Source organism: Arthrobacter sp. SRS-W-1-2016 (assembly GCF_002009585.1).
GTDB classification, from domain to species: domain Bacteria; phylum Actinomycetota; class Actinomycetes; order Actinomycetales; family Micrococcaceae; genus Arthrobacter; species Arthrobacter bambusae_A.
In genome coordinates this window covers 118910-133122 of record NZ_MTPV01000061.1, presented here as the reverse complement: position 1 = coordinate 133122, position 14213 = coordinate 118910, and the positions used below count along the sequence as shown (strand labels likewise).

Here is a 14213-nt window from a genome sequence, read left to right as displayed (position 1 = left end):
AAGTTGAAGAGCGATACACCTGTTGCAGACCAGACGGACCATCCCGGGGAGCCGATCGCCGTCACGGCGGCCGGCGCCATTCCCTGGCGTGTCACCAAGGGCGCCCTTGAGGTCCTGCTGATTCACCGGCCCAAGTACGACGATTGGTCCTGGCCCAAGGGCAAGCTCGACGCCGGGGAAACCATCCCGGAGTGCGCTGTCCGCGAGATCAGGGAAGAAATCGGCCTCAAGGCAGCCCTCGGGATCCCCCTTCCTCCGACGCATTACCATGTGTCTGCCGGGCTGAAGGTGGTGCACTACTGGGCGACGCAGGTCAACGGGTCCATCATCAAGCCGGACGGCGAGGAAGTGGACGCCTACATGTGGGCTGCGCCGGACAAGGCTGCACGTTTTTTGAGCAACCCGACGGACGTGGGTCCCCTCCAGGCGCTGGCGAAGGCCCACCTTAATGGTGAGCTGGAGACGTGGCCCCTGATTCTGGTGCGCCATGCCAAGGCCAAACCGCGGTCCTCCTGGACCAAGGCCGAAGGCAGCCGGCCGCTGGCCGTGACGGGTCAGCGGCAGGCGTTGGCCGTGGAGCGGCTTCTGGGCGTATGGCAGCCTCTGCGGATCGTGAGCAGCCCGTGGGCCAGGTGCGTATCCACCATCGCGCCGTACGCCAAGTCAGCCGGAGCCAAAGTGAAACTTGTCGAGGCCCTGACGGAGCACAACCACCAGCGGAGCCCGAAGAAGACGTCCGCCGTCGTCGAGGGCTTGTTCGACAAGCAGCGTGCGGTGGCGTTGTGCACCCACCGGCCGGCGCTCCCCACCGTCTTGAAGACGCTCGGAGAACGCATGGGTCCGGAGCTTCACGAGGCGCTTCCGGTCCAGGACCCGTACCTGGCCCCCGGCGAGATCATCGTGTGCCACGTGGCCCGCGGAAACGGCCAGCGCGTAGTGGCCGTGGAACAGATCAAGCCCTTCGACGACTGACTCCAGTAAGCTGGGTGCGTGAGCATCCCAACCCCATATGAAGACCTCCTGCGCGACGTCATGGCCAACGGCACGCACAAGTCGGACCGCACGGGCACTGGCACTCGGAGTGTTTTCGGCCGCCAGCTGCGCTTCGATTTGAGCCAGGGTTTCCCGCTCATCACCACCAAGCGGGTGCACTTCAAATCACTGGCCCTGGAGCTCTTGTGGTTCCTCCGCGGCGAGTCGAACGTTAAGTGGCTCCAGGAGCAGGGCGTCACCATCTGGGATGAGTGGGCAGACGCCGACGGCGAGCTCGGCCCGGTGTACGGCGTGCAATGGCGGAGCTGGCCGACTCCCGACGGCGGCCACATCGACCAGATCGCCGAGCTCATGAAGGGCCTGGCCTCCAACCCGGATTCGCGCCGGCACATCGTTTCGGCCTGGAACGTGTCCGAGATCAAGGACATGGCCTTGCCGCCGTGCCACGCGTTCTTCCAGTTCTACGTTGCCGACGGCAAGCTGTCCTGCCAGTTGTACCAGCGTTCGGCCGACATGTTCCTGGGTGTTCCGTTCAACATCGCCTCCTACGCGTTGCTGACCTGCATGGTGGCCCAGCAACTGGGCCTTGAGCCCGGCGATTTCGTCTGGACCGGCGGAGACGTCCACGTATACGACAACCACGTTGAACAAGTCACCGAACAGCTCTCCCGGGAGCCGTACGAGTACCCGCAATTGCGCTTCGCCCGCAAGCCGGACGCGATCTTCGACTACACCTTCGAGGACTTCGAAGTAGTCGGCTACCGCCACCACCCCTCCATCAAAGCGCCCGTGGCGATATGAGCAACCACGAAACTCCTGCCGCGGAGTCCCCTTCCTCCGGGGAGGGCGCGGAAACGCTCACCGGAATCGGCCTGGTGTGGGCACAGACCGGCAGCGGAGTGATCGGCAAGGACGGGACCATGCCATGGCACGTTCCCGAAGATTTGCAGCACTTCAGCCGGCTGACCACAGGGCACCCGGTCATCATGGGCCGGAAGACGTGGGAGTCTTTCCCCGCAAAGTACCGTCCTCTGCCCGGCCGCACCAACATCGTGGTGACCCGGCAACACGGCTGGGCGGACTCGCCCGAAGCACGTGGCGCCGTCGTCGTCTCCTCACTTGATGCCGCACTCCTCGAGTCCCAGTTCGCACCGGGCGGCCAGAATGTCTGGATCATCGGCGGGGGCGAAATTTACCGGCAGTCCATGGACATCGCGAATGTCGCCGTCGTTACGGTCATCGATTCCGACATCGACGGCGACACCTTCGCGCCGGAGTTCGGTGAGGCTTGGAATCTTGAGGCGACGCAACCGGCTGAGGGCTGGCTGACCGCCAAGAACGGCACCAACTACCGGATCGCCACATGGCGCCGGACGGAAGACTGAGAATGCTGAAGAAACCTGAGACCCTGTTCGTGCTCGGCTACATGCTGTTGCCGCTCTTGGCGCTCTTGTCCGCGATCGTCGGGCTCACCATGATCCTGGGCGGCAACAAGATCCTGGGGATCATCGTCCTGATAGTGGTGACCCAGGTTTTCGCTTTCGGCGCGTTCTACGCCCTTCGTGCCCGCAAGGCGGCCCTGCTGGAAGAACCCGACGCCTCACCCAAGTAGCTCGCATTAGATGTCGTTTAGAGGGCTCATAACGACACCTATTGCCAGTCAGTTGGGTCGTGACGTAACCGACAGCGGCCGGGAGCTGCGAAAGTCTAGACTGGTTCAATGACTACAGCAGCTAATCCGTCCGTTGGACTGGTCGGTTGGCGTGGCATGGTCGGCTCCGTCCTGATGCAGCGCATGCAGGAAGAGGGCGACTTCGCCAACATCAACCCGGTATTTTTCTCCACCTCGAACGCGGGAGGTGCCGCGCCGTCTTTCGCTGGTACAGCAGAAGGTGCCGCAGGCAAGCTCGAGAACGCGTTCGACATTGAGACTCTTGCCAAGCTGCCGATTATTGTCACAGCCCAGGGCGGCGACTACACGAAGCAGGTCCACGGCGAGCTTCGCAGCCGCGGCTGGGCCGGGCTCTGGATCGACGCCGCGTCCACGCTGCGCATGAACGACGATTCCATCATCGTGCTGGACCCCATCAACCGCGACGTCATCGACGCCGGCCTGTCCGGCGGCGTGAAGGACTACATCGGCGGCAACTGCACGGTTTCCTGCATGCTCATGGGACTCGGCGGCCTGTTCAAGAACAACCTGGTCGAGTGGGGCACCTCCATGACCTACCAGGCGGCGTCGGGCGGCGGTGCCCGCCACATGCGCGAACTGCTCAACCAGTTCGGCACCCTCAACAACGAAGTCAGCAGCGAACTGGACGATCCCGCCTCCGCGATCCTGGAAATCGACCGCAAGGTCCTGGCCACCCAGCGCACCGGCGTCGACGCGACCCAGTTCGGCGTGCCGCTTGCAGGCTCCCTGATCCCGTGGATCGACGCCGACCTCGGCAATGGCCAGTCCAAGGAAGAGTGGAAGGCCGGGGTGGAAACCAACAAGATCCTCGGCACCGGCAACGGAAAGCCGGGCAAGGACCATGTGGTCATGGACGGGCTCTGCGTCCGTATCGGCGCCATGCGCTCCCACTCCCAGGCACTGACGCTCAAGCTGCGCGAGGACCTGTCCGTCGCCGAAATCGAAAAGCTCCTGGACGCCGACAACGAGTGGGCCAAGGTTGTGCCCAACACGAAGGAAGCCTCCATGGCCGACCTCACCCCGGTGGCTGCCTCCGGCACCTTGGAGATCCCCGTGGGCCGTATCCGCAAGCTCGAGATGGGTCCTGAATACATCAGCGCCTTCACCGTGGGCGACCAGCTCCTCTGGGGCGCCGCCGAACCGCTGCGCCGCATGCTGAAGATCGCTACCGGCACCCTCTAGGCGTCCTGCCTTATTCAACTAACCCGCAGTTGATGTCGTTTTGAGCGCTCATAACGACATCGACTGCGGGGGCCCACGCCGCCAGGGTTCCCTGACCGTGGGGCCACACCGGCGAGGGCCCCGGCCTGGGCTTGCGAAGGCTGGGAGCCGGTGGGGACTTGCGAGGCGAGGGTGGCGGTGGGGATTAGTTGGGTGCCGTCAGCTCTCCATGAACCGCAGGTACTTCGCCGCCTGGAGTTCGAAGGATCGTTTGGCCGCAGGGGCCAGGCCTTCCGCGGCGAACGGTTCAGGCACGACGACGGCGCTCCGGCCGGTGCCGCTGCGGGACCAGGTGCCCACCACTTCGCCGCCTGACACAATCATCCGCTTGAAGACCCCGTTGCCCCCAGGAACGACTTTCTGGAAATGCCCAGGGGGCAGGACAAGGCTGCGGTCCGTATACCCGAGCAGGAATTCATCGAATCCAGGCAAGGCGAGGACCGTACGCGAGCCGGGAACGCCGTCGTCGAGCAGTGCCGCCGTCTCGGGCGACAGCCAATAGGACGTTTCCCGGAAGACGAGCTCAACGAGTTGGCCGCGGATGGCCTCGTGGGCTGCCCGGACGTCGGCTTTGGGAATCTGGCTCCACCACGCGAAGTCTGCGAGTGTGGCCGGTCCGTGGCTTCGAATATACCTGAGCAGGAATTCGGCAATCCCTTCTTCACGGTCGAGGCGCCGGGATTCCGGAATCCACTCATCGAACGCGACGAACAGTTGCTGTCCCAGGGCTTTGCCTGCCGTGCCCGCCGGAGGACCTTGCACCAGCCAGGCATTCTGGCACAGAATCCAGAGCAAATGGATGCCGCGTTGGGCCGACGTCACTTGGCCCGCGGATTCGAAGATCTTGAAAAGCTCCTCGCGCGTGGCGCCAGAAGTGCCACCGACGCGTCCGAGGGCCAGGTCCCGGCACGTCGCGAAGTCTGTCTCGTCGATGCCGAGTTCCCGGTGCCGGGCGGCAACAGAACGCATGGATCGCTCTGTGGTGATGGCGAGGATCCAGCGCAAGTCCTGTGGCGGAACCAGGTGCAGCGTGCCTCGCATAGGCCAGGATCGGACCACTGTGCCGCTCTCGAGCGCTTCCAACACCTTGGACAGTCCGGAACCGGGGACCCTCTCCCCCACGGCCCAGAACGCCGAGGCAAGGTCTTGAGCCTGCATGGCACCCATCCGGGAGACGCATTCCTCCGGGCTGCCGAAACCCCCAAGCAATCCTTGGCTCGCGAGCCGCAGCCTGCCCATGACTCTGGAGGTGACGCTGATCCTCGCCGAAGCTGCCATGGCCCCATCGTAGGACGCATGGCGGACAGCTTCAGTCCTCAATTGCTCGTAGGAGGAACTCCCATGCCGCTCACAGGGGCCGTCCAGCGGGCCCTCCTACGCTAGGGGAATGCTGTTCGGTGAGTTAGGTCCGCTGCTGCGGCCGCTCAGCCGGCGGTTAGCAGCCGCTGGTTGGTGCGCTGCCGCCGTCGGGCTTGTCTGCGGCTTGGCCATAGCTGTTGGTGCGGGGGTCCGGTTATCCCCGTCGATGCAGACTGTCCAGGAGGTTGGACTTGCCGCCACAGGCGCCGCTGCCCTGCTCCTGGGCCTTGCAGCCGCGAGCCAGCCATCGTCCGATCGGCGCGTTGACGATCCCGAATCGGGGTTCACTGGCGCGAACGATCAAGTGCGCAGTTTCCTGCTCGCCGCGATTGTCATGCTCCTGGGCGTGGCCGGCTTTGCGGCGGCAGGCTGGATTTCGCCGGGCGGTCCGTCGCCCCAGAGCATGGCGTTCAGCCAGATCTTCCTCTTGGGGGCCGCGAGCTGCGGACTGACGTTCCTCTTACTCAACAAGGTCCATCCGACCGGAAAGCGCTGAAGCGCGCTCCTCGCGGGGACCTACGCAGGCTCCTACAGGGCCAAACCGATCAGTAGCGGCTCCGGGTGCAGTTCGATGCCAAAGCGCTCGACGACGCCGCGGCGCACCTCGCGCGCGATAGCCACAAGATCCTCCGCGCTCGCCCCTCCGCGGTTGGTGATGGCGAGGGTGTGTTTCGTGGACAGCGAGGCTCGCCCGCCGGACACCCCCGCGGGATCGAGTCCGAAGCCCTTTCCGAAGCCGGCCTGGTCGATCAGCCAGGCTGCGGACAGCTTCACGAGGCCGTCGTTCCCGGCGGGGTACTGCGGCGCTCCCTCGGGCAGCGAGGCAGCTGCGGTGTCCGGAACTATCGGGTTGGTGAAGAAGGAACCCGTGGAGTACGTGTCCCTGTCCGAAGAGTCGAGGACCATGCCCTTGGAGGCGCGCAGCCGCAGGACTTCGCGCCGGACGTCGTTGGAATACGCGCGCTTCCCGGCCTCGACCCCGAGGGACCGGGCCAACTCCGCGTACCGGATGGGCGCACTCATGCGTCCGAGCGGCAGCTGGAATTCAACCGTCAGCACGACGTAACGTGGCGAGCCCTCGGTGGTGGTCTGTTTGAGGATGGAGTCCCGGTAGCCGAACTTGAGCTCCGAGTTGGTGAAGGTTTGCACGGCGTTGCGTTCCCGGTCCCAGGTGCGCACGGCGGCGATGGTCTGGGACACGTCGGCACCATAAGCGCCAACATTCTGCACAGGAGTGGCGCCCGTGGCTCCCGGGATGCCGGAGAGGGCTTCCAGCCCGGACCACGCGTGCAGCACAGAGTGCCCCACAAGGGCGTCCCAGTTGTGCCCTGCCTGGACCACCACGGAAACGCCTCCGCAACTGTCTTCCGAGTTGACGGTGAAGCCCTGCGACGCGATCTTCAGCACAGTGCCCGGGTATCCGGCGTCGGAAACCAGCAGGTTGGATCCCCCGCCGATAATGAGCAGTTTCTCGCCCGCAGCATCCGCCGAGCGGACGGCGTCGATGATTTCCGCCTCGGTGCGGGCCTCCACAAAGGTGCCGGCAGGGCCACCAACGGCGGCCGTGGTCAGTTCGGAAAGCATCGTCTGGGTCACCAAACAAGCCTAGCTGGGATTCGCTGGGCCAGCCGACCCCGGGGCGCGCCGGTCAGGCGCGCGCCCCGGCGCGGGATGCTGATTACTTACGCAAGTTTCACAACGGCTTGGGACTTCATGAGGACCTTCTGGCCGCCGAAGGTGACGGTCAGGTCGATGCGCGCGGTGCGGGCCTCGACGTCGAGCGCTCCCACCACTCCGGCAACCTCGATCACGGCGCCGGGCTCGCTGGTACCGGTGGTGTCGGCGACCAGCACGGGCTTGGTGAAGCGCGTCTGGTAGTCGACGACGGCGGCAGGGTCGCCGGCCCAGTCGCTCACCAACTGCACGGCAGAGCCCATGGTGAACATGCCGTGGGCGATGACTCCGGGAAGCTCGACGCCGGTGGCGAAGGATTCGTTCCAGTGGATCGGATTGAAGTCGCCCGACGCGCCCGCGTACTTGACCAGGTCCTGGCGCGTGACCTCGATGCTGCGGGTGCCGATTTCCTGCCCGACGGTGAGTTCTTCAAGTTTCAAGCTCATGGCTACTGTCCCTCTCCGCGGACCAGGATGGACGACGTGGTGGTGGCGACCTTTTCGCCGTCCAACGTTGTGATTTCCGAACGCGTCGTGATCATGGCCCCGCCGCCCATGGCGCGGACGCCGTCGACGTGCAGTTCGGCCCGCAACTGATCCCCGGCGACGATCGCGCGGTGGTGCGTGAAGCGCTGGTCGGCGTGCACCACGCGGCTGAAGTCGATCCCTGAATCGGGGTCCTCGATCAGCTGGGCATCCGCCCGCTGGGCGACGATGATGGCGAAGGTCGGCGGGGCGACGAGGTCGCTGTGGCCAAGCGCTTTGGCGGCTTCGACGTCGAAGTGGGCGGGGTGGGTGGCCTTCACGGCCCGGGCGAACTCCCGGATCTTTTCGCGGCCGACGTCGTACACCTCTGAGGCAGGGTAGCTGCGGCCCTGCAAATCCGGGTTAATAGTCATGATCCAACCCTATCGGCCCCTGAGCCGGTAAGAAGAGCCGGACGGCTACTCCGTGCCAGGCGGTCCGAACCATCTGGTGAGGGCGTCGGCGAGGCCCAGTTGGGAGCCTTCTCCGACCCAGGCCACATATCCGTCGGGCCGGATCAACACGGCAACGGGGGCGGGGACTGCCCCGATTGCGGGAAGCTCCCAAGTCCCGGGGTAGGTGGCGTCGATCAACTGAACGCGGTCCGCCCACGGCGTGATGTCGATGCTGCCGGGCTCGCCAAGGTTGAGGAGCACCGGCTGGGCACTGTGCAGCAGGCTGAAGACGCGCAGCGGGCCGACGGGGGTGGCGAGGTCGAGATCGGGCATGCGGCGTCCAAGCAACGGGTGCCCCTCGCCGACGTCGTAATGCACATCGAGGCCGGACTGCATCGCCGCGAAGCGCTGGCGCGGTTCCTCCATGCCGAGGAGCTCGGCCACGACCTCGCCCACGGCCTTCGTGCGTTCGTCCTGGCGGCGGAGCGCGACACTCGCCATCGTGTTGCGCAGCACGCGGGCGGCCACTGGGTGGCGCTCGGCGTGGTAGCTGTCGAGGAGGCTTTCCGGCGATGTCCCCTTGACCACCTGCGCCAGCTTCCATCCCAGGTTCACAGCATCCTGCACGCCGGTGTTGAGGCCCTGTCCGCCGTCGGGGGCATGCACGTGTGCCGCGTCGCCGGCGAGGAGGACCCGTTCGTCGCGGTAGTCCGCGGCCTGCCGGGCCATATCGGTGAAACGGGAGATCCAGATGGGACTGTGGGCCCCGTAGTCCGTCCCGCATACGGCGATGAGCGCCTCGCTCAGGTCCTGGAGGGTCGGCTCGCTCGCGGCCCCGACGTGCTCTTCGGTCACCATGACCCCGACGGGTCCACCCTCCGCGTAAACGATCTTGCCGTCGTGGACCTTGTAGTCCAGCTTGCCGAAGGAGTGGATGCCAAAGGCGTTGGTGTGGACGCCCAGTGGCGGCTGCTCGGCCATTTCGACCTGGGCGATCAGGGCGCTGGTGGTCGGATCCCATCCCGGGAACTCGATACCGGCGGCCTGACGGACCAGGCTGCGGCCGCCGTCGCACCCGACGAGGTATTCCGCGCGCAGCGGCTCGCCAGCGGACAGCCCGACGTCGACGCCGGTCCCGTCCTGCGCGAAACCGGTCACCTCGCGCCCGTAGTAGATCGGCACCGCCAGCTCGGCGACCCACCCGGCCAGGATGCGCTCGATGTGGTTCTGCCACAGGCCGAGCCCGTAGTTGTGCCGGGTAGGAAAGTCGCTGAGGTCGAAACGGACGCCGCCGAACCCCGCAACCTGGGCGACCTGTCCCTCGGACAAGAAGCGATCGGCAATTCCACGCTGATCGAGGACCTCGATGGTTCGCGAGTGCAAACCGCCTGCACGTGAGCCGGCGAGCTCCTGGCTTGCGCGCCGCTCGACAATCGCGACGTCGACGCCGGCCAACGCCAGTTCGCCCGCGAGCATCAGCCCTGTGGGGCCTGCTCCGGCGATCACCACCGTGTGCTGGGTCATTCCCATGCTCCCGCGGGCTACTTCTTCAAGCCCTTCCGGACCTGCTGTCCGCGGACCACCATGCCCACGACATGCAGGACCAGGCCGAGTCCGATCACGAACAAGGACGTCAGAGCAAGGCCCTGGTTATGGGAGGCGTTGCCAATGATCGTCAGGATGATCCCGACGGCGATAAGCCCCATCGCGCCGAAAACCAGCGTTTTGTAGGCGATTGAGGCCGTGGCCCAGAATTCGTTCAGCACCACCCAAGTTTAGGACACTTGCCGAAACCGCGGGTTCCACAGGGCGGGAACCGACGCAAGTGAGCGAGGGTCGGGGCAAAGCCCGATATAAGCGAGCGAGGGTCGGGGCAAAACCCGATATAAGCGAGCGAGGGTCGGGGCAAAACCCGATATAAGCGAGCGAACGTCCGGTCAAAACCCGATATAAGCGAGCGAGCGTCCCTGCATGGGAACGGGTCGGCAACCGAACGCCGTCGACTCCTCAAACGCCCGCTCACATATAACGGCTTTCCAGCCAACGCCCGCTCACATATGGCCGCCAATCCACCAACGCCCGCTCACATATGACGGCTTTCCAGCCAACGCCCGCTCAGATCATCCGCAGGAGGGTTTCGGGTATTTCCCTGATACGTGAGCGGGCGTCCTGAAAAAGCCTGACTTAGGTGAGAGAGCGTCGGTGGGTGGGCTTACAGGGAGGGCTGGACCCCGAAGGCCACGGCGAGTTTCATGATCTTTTCGGCGCGGCCCAGGCGCGGGAGGTCGGAGCCGTCGCGGATGACCCTGCCGTTGGCTTCGAAGTCGTTCATGAAGTCGGTGGCCCAGGCGACGTCCGACGGCGTGGGGCTGATGACCTCGTTGATGACAGTGGTCTGGTCGATGGCCAGGCAGAGCTTGCCCGTCATGCCCATGGTCACCGTGATGCCGGTCTGCTCGCGCAGGATCGGGTGGTTGGTGCCGACGGTGGGGCCGTCGATGGGGCCCGGCAGGTTGCCCACGCGGCTGGCGACGACGAGCTTGGCACGCGGGTACGCCATTGCCTCAGGCGTGGCGGCCATGCCCGTGTCCCGGCGGAAGTCGCCCGAACCGAAGGCGAGGCGGAAGGCACCCTGTGCGCGTGCGATGTGGTTGGCTTCCTCGATGCCGAGGGCCGACTCCACGAGCGGGATGACCGGGGTCTTGCCGTCCATGCGGTGGAAGGACTCGGTGACCTGGTCCGCAGACTCGGTCTTGGCCAGCATGACGCCCAACAGACCGGGTGTGCCACGCAGGCCGGCGAGGTCATCGGCCCAGAACGGGCTGGTGGCGTCGTTGATGCGGACCCAGGCCTGGCCACCGGCGGTCAGCCAATTGATGACGTTCTCGCGGGCAATGTCCTTCTGGGACGGGTCCACCGCGTCTTCAATGTCAAGGATGATGGCGTCCGCGCGCGACGAGGCCGACTGGTCAAAAAGCTCCGTCTTCATGGCATTCACGAGGAGCCAGGAGCGGGCAATCTCGGCGGGAATGTTGCGGGTGGACCGAATGGACTCGGCGGCGGTGCTAGACGTCATGTATCTACCGTATCCGGCCAGCCGCCGGGAACGCTAAGAATCGGGCACCGGTGTGAGCATCAATACGAACAAAACGATTGTGACAGGCCATCTCCGGATTCCGGATGCAAGGGGGTCATGCGGCTCAACCCGGCGACGCAGGGCGAAATGTGTCCCCCTATTGCCCGGAGTTGCGCTGGGATTTCGCCGGATTTCCCCCGGTTTCCCGGCGTTTCCGGGCGTTACTGCCGGGCTTCCCCTGAGCAGTGGACATGCGCTTACATCGTTCCCACCGGCAATTCGGTCTACTCCAGACGACGTCCGGACCAACGACATCCCCTCCCCCGGAAAGTAGCTCCCATGAAACTGCACCAGCCCCTGCTAAGCGTCGCGGCCGCCGTCGTATATGCGCTGACGGTGACCGGCTGCGGCGGCAATGCCCAAGCGGGAGACCAGGCCGGAGGCCAGACAGCCGGTCAACCGGAAGTCAGAGAGCTCCGTTACCAGGGTTCGGCCAACAGCGTCGGCCTTCCCGAACTGGCGGCGGACCTCGGTTACCTGGGCGGCATCAAACTCGACTGGGTAGGCAACACGATCAGCGGTCCGCAGGACATCCAGTCGGCGGCGACCAACCAGACCGACTTCGGCGGAGCGTTCTCCGGGGCCGTGGTGAAGCTGATTGAGGCAGGTGCTCCGGTGACCGCCGTCGTGAACTACTACGGTGAAGATGCCAAGACCTTCAACGGCTTCTACGTCAAAGCGGACAGCCCCATCAAAACCGCCAGGGACCTGATCGGCAAGAAGGTCGCCGTCAATACCCTGGGTGCCCATTCCGAAGCGGTCATCAACACGTACCTGAGCAAGAACGGCCTCAGCCAGGACGAAATCAAGCAAGTACAACTGGTAGTGCTCGCGCCCAACGACACCGAGGAAGCCGTGCGCCGCGGCCAGGTGGATGTTGGAACCTTGGGCGGGGTCCTGCAGGACCATGCGGTTGCCGCCAGCGGGCTGCGTTCGCTCTTCAACGACTATGAGCTCTTCGGCGCCTTTGCCGGCGGACAGTACGTGCTCCGCAACGACTTCATCGAAAAGAACCCCAACACGGCCCGGACCTTTGCAACGGGTGTGGCCAAGGCCATCAAGTGGGAGACCGAGACGCCGCGCGAGCAAGTGATCGCGCGCTTCAAGAAGATCATCGACGCCCGCGGACGCAATGAGAGCACCGCGAACCTGCAGTACTGGAAGAGCCCCGGCGTGCCCGACAACGGGGTGATCAAGGACGAGGACTTCACCCGCTGGTCCGCATGGCTTAAGAGCTCGGGGATCGTCAAGAACGATCTGACGCCGTCGAAGTACTACTCGAACAAGTTCAACGCTCTCGCATCAAGCACTCCGACAAGCACGGCGAAGGGATAGCGATGACCGCCAAAATCAGCCTCCGCAATGTCACCAAGCAATTCGCCGTCCGCTCGGGCAAGCGCCCTCAGGCATCCCCGCCCGGCGCGGCTGGCAGGCCCGGCGCGGCTGGCAGGCCCGGCGCGAAAGAGCCCACCACGCTGACCGCCCTCCATTCCCTGAACCTCGACCTGCGCGACGGCGAGTTCCTCACCTTGGTGGGGCCCAGTGGTTCGGGCAAGACCACCCTGCTCGACCTCCTGGCCGGCCTGTCCACGCCCACCTCCGGCGAGGTATTGGTGGACGGCCGGCCGGTAACGGGACCCGGGAAGGACCGTGCCGTGGTTTTCCAGCAGTACGCGCTCTTTCCCTGGCGTACGGCGTCGGCCAATGTGTCGATCGGGCTCGAAGGCAAAGGCCCGGACGGACGCAAACTCAACCGCCGCGAACGTGCCGCCAAGGCAAGCGAATACCTCAAACTGGTTGGCTTGGCCGGCTTCGAGGACCGTTTCCCGCATGAGCTCTCAGGTGGCATGAAGCAGCGGGTGGCCATAGCCAGGAGTCTCGCCTACGAGCCCGATGTGCTCCTCATGGACGAACCCTTCGCCGCTCTGGACGCCCAGACCCGTGAACAGCTCCAGGACGAGCTCCTGCGGATCTGGCGGGCCACGGGCAAGACGATCGTGTTCATCACCCACGGCATCGACGAAGCCGTGTACCTGGGACAGCGCGTCGCCGTCCTCAGCGCCCGTCCCGGACGGCTCAAGGAAATCGTGGACGTGGCCATCCCGGACCGCGACGGCGAGGACGACATCCGCTCGCACCCCGCCTTCGTCGAACAACGGCACAAGGTCTGGACCTTGTTGCACGACGAAGTCCGCCTGGCCCAAGACGCCGGCCACCGCAAGATCCTGCCGGACGGCACTGCCCCGGATGAAATCCCGGGAACAACTCTCGAAAGGAGCGCAGCCTGATGACCACAACACTCGAACAACAACCCGCGGCGAGCGCCGCACCCCAGTCAGCGCCCGCCGTCGGGCACTCCGGACCCACCGCGAGCGGACTATGGAGGCAGCGCACGACGGCGGCGCGCGCCTTTGTGCGGACAGCTGCCGCCCGCGCCGGTTCCGGCCTGTGGAAGGCTGCGGGGATCATCGCGTTCCTGGCTCTGTGGGAACTCGGGCCGACCTATCTGGCAAGTCCGTCGACGCGGGTATTCCTGCCGCCCTTGCATGAGGTGCTGGCGGCATGGGGCAAGCTGTTCGAATCCGGAACCATCCAGGGGCATCTGGCCGCGAGCCTCACCCGGTCGGTGTCGGGATTCGGCGCGGCCCTTGTGGCCGGCGTATCCCTCGGCTTGCTGATCGCCTGGTACGGACAGCTCAATGCGGTGCTGAACCCGCTCCTGGAACTGTTCCGCAACACCGCCGCGCTTGCACTGCTGCCTGTCTTCACACTGCTGCTGGGGATCGGCGAGGAGTCCAAGATCAGCATCGTGGCCTACGCGGCGTTCTTCCCGGTCCTGCTGAACACGATCGCCGGTGTGAAGACCGTGGACCCGCTGCTGATCCGGGCCGCGAAATCGCTCGGCCTCTCAAGCCTCGCCCTGTTCCGCAAGGTGATTTTGCCCTCCGCGGTGCCCACTATTTTCACCGGAATACGCATGGCCGGAACAGCCTCCATTCTGGTGCTGATCGCGGCGGAAATGGTGGGGGCCAAGGCCGGTCTCGGCTACCTGATCGTGAACGCCCAGAGCAGTTTCCTCATCCCGGACATGTATGCCGGCATTCTCACGGTGTCCCTTTTGGGCCTGACCGTGAATTTCCTCCTCGTAGCCCTGGAACGGCATTTCTCCCGCTGGCGGACCGCCGTCGGGTCCGGGTCCTGACCGTCAATCCATCCCG

General features: G+C 65.2%; 16 protein-coding genes. 9 read left to right on the top strand and 7 right to left on the bottom strand.

What is annotated here, in order from left to right:
- The first annotated feature begins 3 nt into the window (after window positions 1–3).
- The 5 genes from BMF89_RS15810 (at window position 4) to asd (ending at window position 3868) form a co-directional block, all read left to right on the top strand.
- Complete coding sequence (locus BMF89_RS15810; RefSeq protein ID WP_078108054.1) at window positions 4–972, top strand: NUDIX hydrolase; 969 nt, start codon at window positions 4–6, stop codon at window positions 970–972.
- 18 nt (window positions 973–990) lie between these two features.
- Window positions 991–1794 carry a thymidylate synthase gene (locus BMF89_RS15805; RefSeq protein WP_078108053.1) on the top strand — a complete coding sequence of 268 codons (804 nt, stop codon included), beginning with the start codon at window positions 991–993 and terminating at the stop codon, window positions 1792–1794.
- Window positions 1791–2378, top strand: coding sequence for a dihydrofolate reductase (locus tag BMF89_RS15800; RefSeq protein WP_078108052.1), 588 nt, complete (start codon window positions 1791–1793; stop codon window positions 2376–2378). The genes BMF89_RS15805 and BMF89_RS15800 overlap by 4 nt, the downstream gene beginning before the upstream one ends.
- Before the next feature lie 2 nt (window positions 2379–2380).
- Window positions 2381–2605 carry an NF038396 family protein gene (locus tag BMF89_RS15795; RefSeq protein ID WP_078108051.1) on the top strand — a complete coding sequence of 75 codons (225 nt, stop codon included), beginning with the start codon at window positions 2381–2383 and terminating at the stop codon, window positions 2603–2605.
- A gap of 108 nt (window positions 2606–2713) precedes the next feature.
- A complete protein-coding gene (asd, locus tag BMF89_RS15790; protein WP_078108050.1) occupies window positions 2714–3868 on the top strand; it encodes an aspartate-semialdehyde dehydrogenase in 1155 nt (384 codons plus the stop codon).
- 198 nt (window positions 3869–4066) lie between these two features.
- On the opposite strand, the gene BMF89_RS15785 is transcribed toward asd, so the two are convergent.
- Window positions 4067–5185, bottom strand: a complete 1119-nt coding sequence (locus BMF89_RS15785) for a winged helix DNA-binding domain-containing protein (RefSeq protein ID WP_078108049.1) — start codon at window positions 5183–5185, stop codon at window positions 4067–4069.
- Between the two features lie 109 nt (window positions 5186–5294).
- Between BMF89_RS15785 and BMF89_RS15780 the strand changes: the two genes are divergently transcribed.
- Window positions 5295–5762, top strand: a complete 468-nt coding sequence (locus tag BMF89_RS15780) for a hypothetical protein (protein WP_078108048.1) — start codon at window positions 5295–5297, stop codon at window positions 5760–5762.
- A gap of 32 nt (window positions 5763–5794) precedes the next feature.
- Here BMF89_RS15780 and BMF89_RS15775 read toward each other — a convergent pair whose 3' ends face one another.
- From BMF89_RS15775 to BMF89_RS15750, 6 genes are all read right to left on the bottom strand, one after another.
- Window positions 5795–6862 (bottom strand): UDP-N-acetylmuramate dehydrogenase, encoded by a 1068-nt coding sequence (locus BMF89_RS15775; RefSeq protein WP_078108047.1) that lies wholly within the window; start codon window positions 6860–6862, stop codon window positions 5795–5797.
- Between the two features lie 86 nt (window positions 6863–6948).
- Window positions 6949–7386, bottom strand: a complete 438-nt coding sequence (locus tag BMF89_RS15770) for a MaoC family dehydratase (protein WP_078108046.1) — start codon at window positions 7384–7386, stop codon at window positions 6949–6951.
- A 2-nt stretch (window positions 7387–7388) separates the two neighbouring features.
- Window positions 7389–7838, bottom strand: a complete 450-nt coding sequence (locus BMF89_RS15765; protein ID WP_078108045.1) for a MaoC family dehydratase N-terminal domain-containing protein — start codon at window positions 7836–7838, stop codon at window positions 7389–7391.
- A gap of 45 nt (window positions 7839–7883) precedes the next feature.
- On the bottom strand, window positions 7884–9383 hold the full coding sequence (locus tag BMF89_RS15760) for an FAD-dependent monooxygenase (protein WP_078108044.1): 1500 nt from the start codon (window positions 9381–9383) through the stop codon (window positions 7884–7886).
- Between the two features lie 17 nt (window positions 9384–9400).
- Window positions 9401–9625, bottom strand: a complete 225-nt coding sequence (locus tag BMF89_RS15755) for a DUF3188 domain-containing protein (RefSeq protein ID WP_078108083.1) — start codon at window positions 9623–9625, stop codon at window positions 9401–9403.
- Window positions 9626–10071: 446 nt separating this feature from the next.
- Entirely contained in the window at window positions 10072–10935 is an 864-nt protein-coding gene (locus BMF89_RS15750) for a CoA ester lyase (RefSeq protein ID WP_078108043.1), read from the bottom strand.
- 339 nt (window positions 10936–11274) lie between these two features.
- On the opposite strand from BMF89_RS15750, the gene BMF89_RS15745 reads away from it, so the two are divergent.
- From BMF89_RS15745 to BMF89_RS15735, 3 genes are read left to right on the top strand one after another with little or no spacing between them, the layout of a single operon-like run.
- Window positions 11275–12330, top strand: a complete 1056-nt coding sequence (locus tag BMF89_RS15745) for an ABC transporter substrate-binding protein (protein WP_078108042.1) — start codon at window positions 11275–11277, stop codon at window positions 12328–12330.
- Between the two features lie 2 nt (window positions 12331–12332).
- Window positions 12333–13283: an ABC transporter ATP-binding protein gene (locus BMF89_RS15740; protein ID WP_078108041.1), complete on the top strand. Its 951-nt coding sequence runs from the start codon at window positions 12333–12335 to the stop codon at window positions 13281–13283.
- Complete coding sequence (locus BMF89_RS15735; protein ID WP_078108040.1) at window positions 13283–14197, top strand: ABC transporter permease; 915 nt, start codon at window positions 13283–13285, stop codon at window positions 14195–14197. Before BMF89_RS15740 ends, BMF89_RS15735 begins: the two co-directional genes overlap by 1 nt.
- Window positions 14198–14213: the final 16 nt, after the last annotated feature.

Coding starts and splice junctions, on each gene's coding strand:
- BMF89_RS15800 (WP_078108052.1), top strand. CDS start 1,791: ATGAGCAACCACGAAACTCCTGCCGCGGAGTCCCCTTCCTCCGGGGAG.
- BMF89_RS15795 (WP_078108051.1), top strand. CDS start 2,381: ATGCTGAAGAAACCTGAGACCCTGTTCGTGCTCGGCTACATGCTGTTG.
- asd (WP_078108050.1), top strand. CDS start 2,714: ATGACTACAGCAGCTAATCCGTCCGTTGGACTGGTCGGTTGGCGTGGC.
- BMF89_RS15785 (WP_078108049.1), bottom strand. CDS start 5,185: ATGGCAGCTTCGGCGAGGATCAGCGTCACCTCCAGAGTCATGGGCAGG.
- BMF89_RS15780 (WP_078108048.1), top strand. CDS start 5,295: ATGCTGTTCGGTGAGTTAGGTCCGCTGCTGCGGCCGCTCAGCCGGCGG.
- BMF89_RS15770 (WP_078108046.1), bottom strand. CDS start 7,386: ATGAGCTTGAAACTTGAAGAACTCACCGTCGGGCAGGAAATCGGCACC.
- BMF89_RS15765 (WP_078108045.1), bottom strand. CDS start 7,838: ATGACTATTAACCCGGATTTGCAGGGCCGCAGCTACCCTGCCTCAGAG.
- BMF89_RS15760 (WP_078108044.1), bottom strand. CDS start 9,383: ATGACCCAGCACACGGTGGTGATCGCCGGAGCAGGCCCCACAGGGCTG.
- BMF89_RS15750 (WP_078108043.1), bottom strand. CDS start 10,935: ATGACGTCTAGCACCGCCGCCGAGTCCATTCGGTCCACCCGCAACATT.
- BMF89_RS15745 (WP_078108042.1), top strand. CDS start 11,275: ATGAAACTGCACCAGCCCCTGCTAAGCGTCGCGGCCGCCGTCGTATAT.
- BMF89_RS15740 (WP_078108041.1), top strand. CDS start 12,333: ATGACCGCCAAAATCAGCCTCCGCAATGTCACCAAGCAATTCGCCGTC.
- BMF89_RS15735 (WP_078108040.1), top strand. CDS start 13,283: ATGACCACAACACTCGAACAACAACCCGCGGCGAGCGCCGCACCCCAG.